Source organism: Bdellovibrio sp. HCB209, assembly GCF_047306065.1.
Classification (GTDB): domain Bacteria; phylum Bdellovibrionota; class Bdellovibrionia; order Bdellovibrionales; family Bdellovibrionaceae; genus Bdellovibrio.
Genome location: NZ_CP178618.1, coordinates 1,714,715 through 1,728,658, shown reverse-complemented (window position 1 = coordinate 1,728,658; position 13,944 = coordinate 1,714,715). Strand labels below are relative to the sequence as shown.

Below are 13,944 nucleotides of genomic sequence, written 5' to 3'. Positions count from 1 at the left end.
TAAGGTTTGATTATGATTTAGCCATTTTGCGTTATGAGGGTCATCAGGTTATCATAAATAACAATATGCCTAGTGATATCCTAAAAAACCGCCAGAATCTGATAGAGCAAGTCTTCGACATCCTGCCGAGCTCCGTTTATCTATTTGATGTCACTGCCGGCACCATGTCTTGGTTCAATGAAAACGTTGCTACTCGCTTTGGATGGACCCAGGAACAACTAAGAGCAATGGGTCATAATTACTGGCCAACAGTGATGCACCCTGACGACCTACCGACTCTGTTGAAGTCACGTGAGTACGTTATAAATAAAATGAAGGACGGCGAAGTTTTAAATTTTGAATATCGCTTTAAAGACGCTTGGGGCAATTATCACTGGGTTGATGATCGTATCACGATTTTTCAACGCGATGAAAATGGCAAACCTGTCAGCGTCGTTGGTATCGCCGCCGTCATCGATGAACAAAAAGCCCACGAAGAGAAACTGACGAACGCTCTCGATAAACTGACTTTGTCACTTGCTGCTGCAAATATGGGCACGGTTGAATACAACTCAACCACTGAGGAAACTGTTTGGGATCAACGCACCTATGAGCTTCACGGAGCAGATCCTAAATTAAGTGCACTAGAAGCCTATCGTAAACACATCTATGAAGAAGATCGCGCTTCGGCGAGTGCACAATTCCGTGATGCCTATCAAGCGAACAGCCAGCAAGTCTATATTAAGTATCGCGCCCGTCACGATGATGGTTCCTTAAGATATATCAATATCTATGGCAAGTTTCATGAGTCACCGGATGGTCGCAAACTCAACGGTGTTGCTTGGGACTCCACTCGTGAAATTCAATCTGAACAGCAAGTGGCCGAGGCTCAGGCGAAAATGATTTCGGCTGCGAAAATGGCAGCATTGGGCGAAATGTCTGGCGGTATCGCCCATGAGATTAACAATCCTCTGACTGTGATCCAAGCACGCTCCTTTCAGCTGACTCAAATGGTGGAGCAAGGAAAAATCGATCCTGAAAAAATCAAACAGGCCGCTGAAAGCATCAGTAAAACGGCTGACAAGATCGCAAAGATCATTAAATCCCTTCGTTCCTTTGCACGTGAAGGCGGAACTGATCAGTTTGAATTAGTACCGGTGAATATGCTGGTCAGTGAAACACTAGAGTTCTGTAAAACACGTTTTTATAACTATGGAGTAGAGCTTACGGTTGAGCCGATTGACGAAGATTTTGAGATCGAGTGCCGTGTTATTCAGATTGAGCAAGTTTTGCTAAACCTATTGAATAACTCTTTCGATGCCGCTCAAAATTCCGAAGAAAAATGGATTCGCGTGAAGGCCGAAGAGTATGTTGATTGCATCGACATCAAAGTGATCGACTCTGGCCCACGTATCCCTGACGACGTTGCAAAAAAAGTTATGCAACCTTTCTTTACCACCAAAGAACTTGGTAAAGGCACAGGATTGGGCTTAAGTATTTCAGCGGAAATTATGAAAAATCATAAGGGCGAGTTATTTATCGATCGGAAGGCTGAAAACACAACCTTCGTGATGCGCATTCCTCGCCTTCAGTAGATTGACTCGGGCGAGAACTGAAAGCCCGCCTCCGGGCTCCAATCGATTTTATACACGACGCAATTTGGGATCGGTAAAGCTTCCTGTAAATCAGGACGAAGCGAGTGCAAGAAACGCTTTAACATCAAGCCGTGAGTGCAAAGGCCTGCGACTGAAAAGTCAGTTCCTTCACAGAAATCTTGCAAACCGCTCTTAAAGCGCTCAATCGCATCAACAGCACTTTCGCCGTTGGCATAAGTAAATTCAAAATGTTTGACCTCATGAGAAGTCCACTTAAGCCAGTTATCCATACCGTGCTTTTCGCAAATTTCATCTTGAGTCAGCCCCTCGATATCCCCTAAGAAAACTTCGCGGAAATTTTTAGAAGAAAAAGTGGGCGCATTGAGATTTTCATTGGCGATTTGCGCTGTCTGCTGAGCTCGGCAAAGATCACTGCTCGCCATAATTTCCACTGGATTTTCGTGAAAAAAAGATTGCAAACCTTGAGCCTGCTTTTTGCCCTCGTCATTGAGTGGAATATCGGAATGCCCTTGCATGCGACGAAGAAGATTCCAATCTGTTTGACCGTGTCTGAATAGATAAATTGTTTTTCTCATGGCTTAGAGCATTGAATCACTTGCCACAGGGATTTAAAAGAGAAAAGATATCTTCATGCACAAGATAATCAAAACTTTACGACAGTCTTTTGAGTCCTTGGTTAGCACGAAACTTCTTCTTCTCACTTTCATTCCGCCGATTCTTGCTTTTATTGCGGTCTTTGCTGTGTTCTTTCTATTTTGGAGCAGTTGGACGATTGGGCTAGAGGGGTTTTTGCAAGGTCTTTGGCCTTTTCAGTGGCTTCATGACTTCACGGGAGCGGAAGGATATGTCGACGCCATCGCCGCGATCCTATTAGTCCTTCTTTTTGTGCCGGCATGTTTTTTAGTCGCTCTAATTTTAGTTTCAATTTTTGTTTTGCCGGTGGCCTTAAAGTGGATCGTCGAAAAGGACTTTCCTCATCTCGAGAAGAAACATGGCGGAACTCTTATTGGCAGTCTGTGGAATGTCCTTTACGCAACGGCCTTGTTTATCTTTTGGTTCGTTGTAACTCTTCCCCTATGGCTCCTACCAGGAGGCCCCCTGTTAGTGCCACTGAGTCTGACTTCTTGGCTCAATAAAAGAGTCTTTTTGTACGACGTTTTACAGGACTATGCGAGCGAGGAAGAGCGAATCATCATCGAGAATAAAGAGGCAAAACCGCTCTTTGGAATGGGTCTCCTCCTTGGAATCTTTTCCTATATCCCGTTTGCTTTGTTCTTTATTCCGGTCTTTGCGGCGATCTGTTACACCTATTACGGTTTAAAAGCACTTACAGACCTGAGAGCTAAGAAATCCTAAGAACATTCGCAAAGCCAGGGTGGCTTTTTGGGGTCAAATAGGCTATCTTGCGCCCGTGAGCAAATGCAGTCAGGAACGTAAAAATATTGATATCGACACGCTGGAAGAGCGTGTTCGCAAAGCTGGGATGAAACTTACCCAGCAGCGCAGTCAGATGCTAAAGATCCTTTTGCATCATCCTGAACCTATTTCTGCTGATGAAATCTTTAAAAAAATTGGCGGAAAAGATGCGGGTGTCGATCTAGTTACCGTCTACCGCATTCTTAAAAAATTTGAAGAAACATTGTTGGTGAATCGTCTGGAATTCGGTGATGGCGTTGCTCGTTTTGAGCTGACACTTGAATCTGGTCACCATCACCACCATGTTATCTGCCGCAACTGTCAGCGCGTGGAAGCTCTGCATATCTGCGATCTTGATCAGCACATCCAAATGGTTGAAAAAATGGGCTACAAACAAGTCTCCCACCGTCTGGATTTCTTTGGCCTTTGCAGCCAGTGCCAGTAGTAACTCACCTCTACAGACTGTAACGAGTGAGATCTAAGTATCCCGCATTGACCGGATCAAAATCTTTATAGACGGCTTGCAGTTCATCGTATGATTTCCAAAAATTTGGATTCTGACGACGTACACCCCATTTATCCACCATCGCTTCATAGCCCTTGGCGTTTTTAATCTTCGTCACGTCTTTAGCAAAACGAGCGACGTCTTTTTCTTCCATTTCAAAAATCATATTCGGATAGGAGGCCCAAAAACCTTCTCTTAAAGTCAGAGTGTCTTCAGCTGGAGCCATACGTAATGACTCACCTAAAATCCAAGAGATGTTTTCATGCTCTTTATTGTGAATAAGAGTGAAGACGCGGGACCTCTGCGACGCTGATTTAATCAAAACGAAAGCCACATCAGGGAAATATCTAGAAAATCGAGTTTCGCTCACAGCTGGAATGGCAGAAATCTTGCGAAGTTCTTTTTCAATTCCCTTAGCCTCCACAGTGAGCTTTAAGCTTTCCGGGGGAGCCACATTTCGCCAGTTGATATCATCAAGCTGTCCGCGCACGGTTGCATTCATGCGATAGAAAAGAATTTTTTCGATCATTTGGCGTTTTGTTTTTTCACCTTCAGTGAAACGCACAGCCGTTGGTTCAGCTGATCCTACAGGAGGGAAAATATAGGCCATCTTTGCACTGGCAAGTAGCCCTTGGTACCACTCACGGCGATACTGCAAGCGTTGCTCTGGCGGAAGGAAGCGCAAGAACAATTCCTCAGCTTCCATACGAATCATATCCATATACACACGGGTTAAGAGTTGATGCCCGAGATTACCGAAGACATCGAAGTTCACGACAAGATTGTAAACCAGGCGCTCAAACAGTGGATAATCCAAAACAAATACTGTTTTTGAAAGATCCCCGACAGCGCCTTTCATCACGACCGCATTCTGATCGTGTCGGAATATTGTAAGGGCCGCATTTGGATTTTTATCATCGCCATTCCAAATGTCTTCCAAACTGTAACCGTCAGGTTTGATTTTTGCGAGTTCCTCACTGCGTAGCTTACGGTAGGCTTCGCGATGATCTGTGATGCGCTTCATATCTAAAGGAGCCGAACTAAATTCTACCTCGGAGCCAAACATTCCAGGAAGGCTAAGGAGAGGTGCCGCCGCTTTTTCGTATTCTTTCGAGTGAATCATATTATCAGATTCAGGAGAGATAAAGAACGTGTAGAACTGTTCTTGAATCGAGTTCACGGCCATTGAACCATTACACACAGGACCTTTAATAAAAGTCGCAACATGGTATTGAGCATCATCAAGTAGGAATTGATAGCGAGACTTCACAGGTATGTCTTGAAAGGCGATAAACGGATTTTCCGCAACTCCCGAAGCATAGGACGGAAGTTCCTTCACATCCCAGCCCTTGTGACTAAAAAGCTCCTTGAAGCGCTCAAGTTTGGCAGCATTGAATTCATAGGGCAGATGAGTTTTCGCGACAATGGTGCCGGGAAACTTTGCTAGGCAATACCAGAAGTCTTTCACTCCCGGATCGTCATTGGGCCGGCGTGTGGCAATCTCATCGGCTGCCTTGCAAGGCTGTTTTGATCTGATTAAGCGAAAAAATTCACGTTGCTCCTGCGGAAAATGAATGTGCGCTAAAAATAAATGCTCATACAGATAGCGACTGACAAGCTTTTGTCTTTTATCTTTGTGGTTTAGATATTTCTCCCAGTCATTAATCTGCGACTGGATTTTGGGGTTCATTTCCTTTGCTTTGGCTCGAGCTTCCGCATTGGGACCTGGAGCTCCTTTAGCGATCCACGAGGAAATTGTTTGAAGCTCCGCCTCTCGTAAAGCTGGCAGCCCATAGGGCATACCGATTTGTGGCTGATCCTTTTTTAGTTTTACGAACTCTCGCGGCGTCTGGGGGCAGACGTTACTTTCGTGCACCTGTACTTTAACACTTGATGAATTCACCTTGCGCAAGTTCAGCATCTGCATAAATAAATTGTCTTGTGGATCGTTGGAATTATGGACAGTGAAGAAGTTCTTAGCGCGCCACTCTTCCGTTGTTTTCGCGTCAATCCAGATTCGGGAAGGCTCAACACTTTTTGTCCTAGTGCCATCATAAACATTGAGTTTATTTGCACCGCGGGCAAAGCCCTCAAAATTTTGCAGATTCAACTGACAAGGAGCATTGAAACAGCTGTGACAAGCCAAACAGCGATTGTCAAAAAGAGGCTGAATTTTACTGCTGTAAAGGTCTTCGCCGGCGATATCCTGCCCCGAAGCCACTTGAATCCCGACGCTCAGTGAAAAAAGAGCCGAAATAAAACAGATTCCCAACGTCTTAATGAATTGCATCGCGCCATTCTCCCCTGTATTCTCTGCCCATAGTAAACACAAGTAAGAGGAATATCATGGAAAAAATCCCATTTGAAGTTGTCCAAGACTCTATCGACGTTATCTGCGGCATGACTTCTGAAACTGACCTAGAAAAAGCATCTGAGCACCTATTTGAAGTTCAACCTGATTTGGGCGGCTTTTTCATGGAATTTATCGAGGACATGAGCGAAGGCGCTCAAGACTTGGGATTCATGATGGCTTTGATCTTGAACCGTGCCTTTGAAGAAAAATACAAAAAACTTCGCGCGATCACTGAAGATGAAGTTGTCGCTCGCTTTGAAAAAGCTGAGCCTGAAATGGAATCTTATCTAAAAATGAACGATGAGATGATCGTGCAAATCCAAGAGCGCGCAAAGGCTGAAGGCCAACCGGAACTAGTAAACTACATGATCGAGGAGCTTTTCATGTCTCCAGATCTTGAGCCAGAGCTTGAAGCTGACGAACAAATTCACTTGTTCATGGTTTGTAAATTCTTTGTCGACTGCTTGAATGAAGTGGCAAAAGAAACTGCAAACGACATCGTTCGCCACTAGTTTTAGATAGATTTTAAAAAATTTGAGACCGGGATGAGAAATCATCCCGGTTTTTTTATGGCTTTTTCGGAGTGTCCATTCTGGCAATATAGCTTCTGCGAAACTTAAAGATCTCTTCCACATCACGACGTACAAATTTACTCGCGACCAACCATCCTAAATATCCCAGCGGCAGACGATAACGAACTCGGTCCGTCATAAGTGTTCCCCCCAGGAACGGCTTAAACTCATGCGTATGATGCCACAACTGATAAGGCCCTGACTTTTGGTTATCTACAAATCTAAAGGGTGGCTTCCACTCATCAATTTCTGTATTCCAATTTGCCGGTACCCCACGAATTTTTAATTTATACTGGATTGTGGTGCCCTGCTCGATTTCTTTGGTCGAAACAGACTGAATTTGAAAACTCAAACTTGGCGGAGTGATGGTTTCCAAATTATGTGGATCCTTGAAAAACGGGAAAATCTCTTCCGGAGCTTTAGGGATAAATTGTTCGGAGTAAAAAACCTCTTCGCCGTCTTTGTACGAGGCACAGATCTCATCCAAAGCGCCTCTTAAAGTTGGGAACTGAAATTTGAATCCCAAGGACGTGGCTTTTTCTGCGCTCCCGCGAATAGAAGAAAGAATGACTTCTGAGGCCTCTCCAAAAAGGAGCTTCAAAACTAACGGCGGAACCGCAGGACCGAGTTTTTTACCGACACTTGCCGCTAGTACTTCTGAAAACTCACGATTTGTTACCGGATGAGGACTGCTACCGTTGATCGGACCACTAAAGTCTTTATCTGTCAGCGATTGAGCAAACAAAGCTACGATGTCAGTGAGATGAATCCAACTCATCCAGTTTTTACCGTCCCCTAAGGCTCCGCCAACACCCGCGCGGAATGGGAATAGCATTTGTTCAAGGGCTCCGCCTTGTTTAGACAAAACAATACCTGTGCGGATAAGGACTTTCCGTCCTGGGGCTTCATTAGAGGCACGCTCCCAATCCTTAGAAATATCGGCTAAGAAATCGTTACCATGGACATGGGATTCTTTAAGAATTGTTTCACCGCAGTTTCCATAATACCCAATAGCAGATCCACCCACGAACACTTGCAGATTCTTAGGAAGACTCTTGACCAGATTTTCAGTAGCGGTGATACGCGAGCGATAGATTTCTTTTTTCTTTTCATCTGTCCAGCGAGTACCGACAACGGGCTCTCCCATGAGATTTACGACGCCATCAAAGTGCGCAAGCTCTTCTGGCTTTAGAGGCTCGTGTGGAAGATCACCCACAATAACTTCGCAAGGAAAAGGAAGAACCTCACGAGCCTTAGCGAGACTGCGACTGACAACAGTTATTTCATGGCCATCAGAGGCAAGCTTTTTTCCAAGCTCGCGGCCAATAAGGCCCGTCGCACCTGTGATTAAAACTTTCATTCTCACCTTCCTATTTCTTTAAAACCTTAGAGTAAGTTTGTAAACAACGACCACGGGCTTCTGCATGATCAATCATCGGTTCCGGGTATTTTTCTGTCCCGTATTCAGGAACCCATTTTTTTATGTACTCGTCATCAGGATCAAATTTTTTAGCCTGTATTTCAGGATTAAAGACTCTGAAGTAAGGGGCCGCATCACATCCAGATCCGGCAGCCCATTGCCAGTTTCCATTGTTAGCTGCTAAATCATAATCCAAAAGTTTGCTGGCAAAGTATCTTTCACCTTCGTACCAGTGAATTAACAAATGCTTGCAAAGAAAACTTGCAACCACCATGCGCACGCGGTTGTGCATAAATCCCGTCGCATTGAGCTCCCTCATCCCGGCATCCACCATCGGATATCCGGTCATGCCCTTACTCCATAGATCAAAATCTTTTTTAGATTTTCTCCAGGCGATTTTGTCGTATTCGGGACGGAAGCTCTGTTTTTCAACCTGGGGAAAGTGCCATAAGATTTGCATAAAAAAATCACGCCAAATAAGTTCGCTCAACCACACAGGGGAATACTTCATTCCCTCGCGTGCAAGCTCTCTTACACTCACTGTTCCAAATCTTAAGTGCATCCCCAGATGGGAAGTTCCCTCTGGGTTCGCCGGAAAGTCACGAGTCTGTGCATAGCCTTTTAGAATTTTGGGACTTATTTTTAAAGGTGGCAAATCGACTTCGGTTCTTTCAAACCCCAGAGACTTTAACGTCGGCATCTTTTGTACGGATGCCACCTTTGCAAAAGATTTCTTATACTTTTCTGTCGGATATGACTTTAAATAAAACGGCGTCAATGTTTTTAAAACATTGTTTTTATAGGGCGTATAGACTGTGTAGGGCTTCCCTTGAGTCGTGAGTATTTCGTCTTTCTCGAAAAGAGTTTGATCTTTATAGGATTTAAAAAAGACACCATTCTTTTTGGCAAAGCTCTCAACCGCCTCATCTCTTTTGCGGGCATAGGGCTCATAATCGTTGTTGGTGTAGATACCAGTAACCTTGTGTTTTTTAATCAACGCTTTTATGACGTCGAGGGGACTTCCGGGATGCACCTCAAGATCAGATTTAAGCTTTTGCAATTGGTTCTTAATATCCGCAACGGTGTCGTAAATAAACGTCACTCTGGCATCTTGAGGATCGTCCAGTTTAGTCAGGATCTCTGAGTCAAAGATGAAAATAGGAAGAACTGAGGAGTTTTCCTTTAACGCGTGATACAGACCCGCATTGTCATTCAAACGAAGGTCACGCCGAAACCAAAATAACACCATCAGAGATCCTTTTTGTCCAACGACAGGGTCATGCGGTGCGTGGACATTTAGGGTTTAACATTGATCAAGATCTTGGTAAAATTTTGAAGCATGGATGAGAAAAAGTCTGCCAAAAAACAATCCTCGGGCGCGTCAACTTCTAAGAAAGAAGATCCGGGACTTCATAAGATCAAGTCTTCGGTTTTCTCTCGCGGTCTTTCTATCGCCAAACTTACTATTCAAACTGGTGCATCGGTAGCAAGCCATGGAGTCACGACCGTTCTAAAATCTAAAGAGTTCAAGGAAGCTAACTGGAAAAAGCTTTTGCAAGACCAAGCGTCTAATATCAGCAACGAGCTGGGACAGCTTAAAGGCAGCCTTATGAAAGCAGGACAAATGCTTTCCATGTATGGCGAGCACTTCCTACCTCCAGAGGCTAACGAATTCTTAAAGTCTTTGCAGTCGGACTCCCCCTCTTTGAATTGGGCGGCAATTGAGAAACGCCTAAAAGAGTTACTACCTCCTGAAAAGCTTGCTGAACTTGAAATTGAAAAAGAAGCATTAGCATCGGCCTCTATGGGTCAGGTTCATCGCGCTAAGATCAAGGCCACTGGCGAATTGATCGTTTTAAAGATTCAGTATCCCAATGTGGATAAGGCCATTGATTCTGATTTGCGTGCGATTAAGACTTTGCTTTCTACATTGAAACTCGTTCCTAAAGATTTTAATACCGACTCCCTATTTGCTGAAATTCGCGAGATGCTTATTCAGGAAACTGATTACTTGCAAGAAGCTCAAGCTACAGAGGAGTACTACGAGCGCCTAAAAGGTGACCATAGATTTGTCGTGCCTCGTGTGGTTCGTGAATACTCGGGACCTAAAATCCTGGCCACTACTTTCGAGCGCGGCCTTCGCGCTGATGATCCGGTTATTCAGAGCCTCCCGCAGGAGCGTCGTAATCGCCTGGCGGTCAGCTTCTTAGATCACTATTTCAAAGAGATTTTCGAATGGGGCGTTGTACAGACAGATCCTCACAGTGGTAATTATCGCATTCGTATCGATCCCCAAGGTCACGATCAATTGATCTTATTAGATTTTGGTGCAACCAGAACCTATGACGATTCATTCTTGAAACCTTATCGTCAGATGGTGAAAGGATCTCTATTTAACGATCGTGAGCGGTTTATGGGAGCAGCCCTTCAGCTCGGATTCGTTCGCGAGAATGACAGCCCCGAATTGAAGGCTGTCTTTGAAGAATTCTGCTTTGAAACTGTTGAACCGTTTATCGAATTCAACGATCCACGCAATTCCAAGGGACAAATTGACGAGCAAGGAAACTATGATTGGAAGAACACGGATCTGCCTCAGCGCTTGTCTAAAAAGGTTTTCCAGATCGCCCGTCAGTTTTCGTTTAGATCTCCCCCGAGGGAAATTATTTTCTTAGATCGAAAAACTGGTGGGGTTTTCATTTTCCTTTCGATCTTAAAAGCAAAAATGCGTGGCCGCGATCTTTTGCTCAAGTACCTCAATAAAATGGATTAGTTTTATGTTACGTGCCTTTGCCCTGCTTACAGTTTCACTTCTTCTCTTTCTAACGAACTCGAACGCCGAAGGTTCTGCGAAGGCGGAAATACCTAATGTGGAATTAAAATCTCTGCCGGGAGAATCTTTAAATCAACACAAGGTTAAGTTTTCAGATTTAAAGGGCAAGGTTGTCTTGGTCGACTTTTGGGCCACTTGGTGTGGGCCTTGTAAAGAGGCTTTGCCGCACTATACGAGCCTTTTAAAGAAGTATCAGAAGCAGGGCTTGGTGATCTTAGCCATCAATGAAGATGATATCGCCAAAGACCGTGATGCTTATCTTGCGCAAACGCCTTATCCATTCCCTGTTTTTGCTGATGAAGGTAAGAAGTTTTTAGGTGCCTTTAATGTGGTGGCGATTCCGACCGTTTTTATCTTTGATAAAAACACGAAGCCTGTGACTTTCGTTCGCGGATTCGATGCGAAGAAAGCACAGGCCATAGAGAACACGATTCAAGAGTTACTTAAATCGAAGTGATTATTTGTTGTTATCTGCAAGACTGGTCTCGATATATGGAGCGAACCAGATATCGTAGATGTTGCCGGTTTTAACTTTTCCTTTAGCGTTTTTATATTTGAACGTTGCACGTTCGCGGATTTCTGCTTTGCCTGCCAAAGACTCAAGATTTGTTTCGTATTTCAGCGAAATACTCATGATCTTAGATGAAAGCTTCACGATCTCTTTTTTCTGAGATACGCCATCACCATTTTTATCCTGCCACAACACCAATCTGTTGAACATTTTGTCTTTAGAGTCGATCACGCCATCTTTATTGCTATCGAATTTCTTCAACGCTTCAAAGCCATTGCTGAACTCGATACCATCACCGAAAAGCTCATCTTTTTGATCGATTTTACCGTTGCCATCTTTGTCGAAAGCAACAAAGTATCCTGGGCTATTGGCTTCTGGCCAGTGGACTTTACCACCCGGATTTAGCGGGAATTCACTGACGTTCGTGAATTTTGGTATCTTGTCATCAAAGAAAACCATCAGTGGTGACCAGTAACCACCGCAGAAATTTGTTTCCCCTGGGAAGCTCACAAAGATCTCCATTACAGAGCGATCCGGTGATACGTTAACACCACCGAATGTCGCAGATACCACGCCATCCTTACCCATGAACTCGCCACAGCCGTATGTTGGAATTTTTGAAGACCAACCGTAAGCACCCCATACCGGGCCCGTATTACAGTTTTCAACGATCTGCTCGAACTCAGAACCTTTCAATACAATCTTACCGCTGTTGGATGTGTCGATCTTGCCGTTCTCATCCACGCTGATCCCTGTTGGAATTTTTGTTTTGAATTGTACGACATTTCCGTAAACCGCAGCAGTACTAGTAATCGTCGAAGTACCTGAAAGGACTTTGGCCTTTTCAGCAGACATAGTACTGATTTTCCCTGCATCTCCGGTACCACTAGCTGTTGCTACAATGGATGGATACTCAGCAAGAATAGTGTACTCTTTGCTTCCGACAGCGATTTTAAACTCACCACTGACTACGGAGCTTTTAGCCAATGGATTTGAAACTGCACGAAGATTTGTTGGGAAGCATGAGTTCACGATATTGATCGTCAATGAATCACGACCTGATCTGGTCACTGTTCCCGAGGCTGGTGCACCAACCACAGATTCGCCTGAACTCACCGAGTTCACGGCCATTGGAACATCTTTACTGACTGTGACGACACTGTTATCGTCAGCAGCCCAAGCTGCGCCACTTAGCAAGAGCAGACTGCTGCCCAAAGCGATGGATTTTCTCATAACGTTCCCCCTGATATCCAAAAACGACCAAATGGTTATTTCTTCTCTGCTTTATGTATCTTAAAGTAAATCATGCGTTTAAGCACGGAGTCTCGTCGTAAGACCATTTTTGAGACACCGTCTGCTAGCAACATGGGATTCTGAAACGCCCCATTTCGATACTCCGCCACCATGAGGTTGGCAGGAGCATCTTTATAGTCATTAGCATTTTTCTTTTCATCTTTTACGACATAATACTTAGCGATCTTAACGGCACGGAGACGGACAATGGTTTGCCCCCCTCCGACAGCAGGAACATTTCTTAAGAAATTATCTAAGCTCGTTATTGTCGTTCCAGTACTAGGTTGTGTTAGGTTAAACATCTTTGCTACGGAACTATCCAGCGACACAAGAGAGTCTCCGGCATTGGCTTGCACAGAACCAATGAAAATTGGACTGCGTGGAGGAGTCTTCATATCTACTGAACCCCCAACAATTGGGCGTATACGGCTGGGAGTATCGAACATCAAGCTAATGCCATCTTTCCAAAACCCTGGGCGGCCCCCGCTAGCTTCATTAGATATCCATTGACGATTTTTCGCGGCATTGAATGTTAATGAAGCAGGAGTGTTCGGATCCCCTGGGTCAGCGCCAACATCATAAGCCCATGTCGGGTCGTATGTAAGTAAAGATCCTGCGCTGGTATTTTGAGAGACCACTACAAATTCCGTAATCGCCCCATTTAATTTTAAAGTAACTTCGCGATCTGTATGACCTGACAAAATATTCAAAGTTATATCCGGATAATAATCGAAAAAGTTATTCCCGTTATCGTCTTTAACAACAATGTTATTATAGGCAATATCAATACCATTTAGATCTTTAAAGATAATACGCTCTGCCAAGTTTTGATCGATAGAGTCGTCGAGTTTCTTAATAAGCTCGTTCTGATCTTTTGTAACCTGCACCTGAGTGGCAACGACAATTGAAATCACGATGGCAGAAAGTCCGATCCCCACCATGAGTTCCGCAAGTGACATACCTTTTTGGTTTCGTAATATTCGCAACATCATTTTGCACTCACCACAAAGTTATAGTCTCTATGGGTTTCTCCTACCCAACTTTTATGAGTCATTCGTAAAGTCACTAAGTAAAGACCACGATACTTTTCATAAGGCTGGATAATGTAACCATAAGTACCACCGCATGTCGGGCAATCCGCTTTTGCAGCAACTCTACCCACATCCCATGCCATCGGAAGATTGGATACTTTTAAAATCTCATTCACTTCCTCGGGACTATAGTTAAAGTTAATTTGATAGTCCTGAACGCCAGCCTTAATATTCTCGGATATATCTGCAACTTGGCGATCAGTCGCTGACGAAAGCAAACTGTTCGTCGAAAGTTTACGTAAACTCGTTAAACCTCCGACAAACGTGAATCCGATAACGGACATCATCCCTAAAGCGATGAGTGCTTCAACGATAGATTGACCTTTTTGGCTTTTAAAATACTCTGCGCGTTTCATTA

The 13,944-nt window shown here is 44.2% G+C and carries 13 protein-coding genes; 6 read left to right on the top strand and 7 right to left on the bottom strand.

What is annotated here, in order from left to right:
* Positions 1–65 precede the first annotated feature (65 nt).
* A complete protein-coding gene (locus tag ACLVWP_RS08420; RefSeq protein ID WP_413561295.1) occupies positions 66–1,574 on the top strand; it encodes a PAS domain-containing protein in 1,509 nt (502 codons plus the stop codon).
* Here ACLVWP_RS08420 and ACLVWP_RS08415 read toward each other — a convergent pair.
* Complete coding sequence (locus ACLVWP_RS08415) at positions 1,568–2,170, bottom strand: histidine phosphatase family protein (protein WP_413561294.1); 603 nt, start codon at positions 2,168–2,170, stop codon at positions 1,568–1,570. The two genes, ACLVWP_RS08420 and ACLVWP_RS08415, sit on opposite strands and share 7 nt — an antisense overlap.
* 55 nt (positions 2,171–2,225) lie before the next feature.
* On the opposite strand from ACLVWP_RS08415, the gene ACLVWP_RS08410 reads away from it, so the two are divergent.
* Positions 2,226–2,951 carry an EI24 domain-containing protein gene (locus ACLVWP_RS08410; protein WP_413561292.1) on the top strand — a complete coding sequence of 242 codons (726 nt, stop codon included), beginning with the start codon at positions 2,226–2,228 and terminating at the stop codon, positions 2,949–2,951.
* Positions 2,952–3,006: 55 nt separating this feature from the next.
* The gene (locus tag ACLVWP_RS08405) at positions 3,007–3,456 is read left to right on the top strand and encodes a Fur family transcriptional regulator (protein WP_413561290.1); all 450 of its coding nucleotides are present in this window, start codon (positions 3,007–3,009) and stop codon (positions 3,454–3,456) included.
* Positions 3,457–3,466: 10 nt separating this feature from the next.
* Here ACLVWP_RS08405 and ACLVWP_RS08400 read toward each other — a convergent pair whose 3' ends face one another.
* Positions 3,467–5,806 carry a fatty acid cis/trans isomerase gene (locus ACLVWP_RS08400; protein ID WP_413561289.1) on the bottom strand — a complete coding sequence of 780 codons (2,340 nt, stop codon included), beginning with the start codon at positions 5,804–5,806 and terminating at the stop codon, positions 3,467–3,469.
* 56 nt (positions 5,807–5,862) lie between these two features.
* On the opposite strand from ACLVWP_RS08400, the gene ACLVWP_RS08395 reads away from it, so the two are divergent.
* On the top strand, positions 5,863–6,381 hold the full coding sequence (locus tag ACLVWP_RS08395) for a hypothetical protein (protein ID WP_413561287.1): 519 nt from the start codon (positions 5,863–5,865) through the stop codon (positions 6,379–6,381).
* Between the two features lie 55 nt (positions 6,382–6,436).
* Here the strand turns inward: ACLVWP_RS08395 and ACLVWP_RS08390 are convergent, their stop codons facing one another.
* On the bottom strand, positions 6,437–7,801 hold the full coding sequence (locus ACLVWP_RS08390) for a TIGR01777 family oxidoreductase (protein WP_413561286.1): 1,365 nt from the start codon (positions 7,799–7,801) through the stop codon (positions 6,437–6,439).
* Positions 7,802–7,811: 10 nt separating this feature from the next.
* On the bottom strand, positions 7,812–9,110 hold the full coding sequence (locus tag ACLVWP_RS08385) for a cryptochrome/photolyase family protein (protein WP_413561284.1): 1,299 nt from the start codon (positions 9,108–9,110) through the stop codon (positions 7,812–7,814).
* Positions 9,111–9,200: 90 nt separating this feature from the next.
* Between ACLVWP_RS08385 and ACLVWP_RS08380 the strand changes: the two genes are divergently transcribed.
* A complete protein-coding gene (locus tag ACLVWP_RS08380; RefSeq protein ID WP_413561282.1) occupies positions 9,201–10,631 on the top strand; it encodes an ABC1 kinase family protein in 1,431 nt (476 codons plus the stop codon).
* A gap of 4 nt (positions 10,632–10,635) precedes the next feature.
* Complete coding sequence (locus ACLVWP_RS08375; protein ID WP_413561280.1) at positions 10,636–11,148, top strand: TlpA disulfide reductase family protein; 513 nt, start codon at positions 10,636–10,638, stop codon at positions 11,146–11,148.
* Here ACLVWP_RS08375 and ACLVWP_RS08370 read toward each other — a convergent pair whose 3' ends face one another.
* Genes ACLVWP_RS08370 through ACLVWP_RS08360 form a run of 3 tightly spaced genes read right to left on the bottom strand, consistent with a single transcriptional unit; the run spans position 11,149 to position 13,942 of the window.
* Positions 11,149–12,435, bottom strand: a complete 1,287-nt coding sequence (locus ACLVWP_RS08370; protein WP_413561279.1) for an EF-hand domain-containing protein — start codon at positions 12,433–12,435, stop codon at positions 11,149–11,151.
* A 35-nt stretch (positions 12,436–12,470) separates the two neighbouring features.
* Complete coding sequence (locus tag ACLVWP_RS08365; protein WP_413561277.1) at positions 12,471–13,487, bottom strand: type II secretion system protein J; 1,017 nt, start codon at positions 13,485–13,487, stop codon at positions 12,471–12,473.
* The gene (locus ACLVWP_RS08360; protein WP_413561275.1) at positions 13,484–13,942 is read right to left on the bottom strand and encodes a type IV pilus modification PilV family protein; all 459 of its coding nucleotides are present in this window, start codon (positions 13,940–13,942) and stop codon (positions 13,484–13,486) included. Before ACLVWP_RS08360 ends, ACLVWP_RS08365 begins: the two co-directional genes overlap by 4 nt.
* Positions 13,943–13,944: the final 2 nt, after the last annotated feature.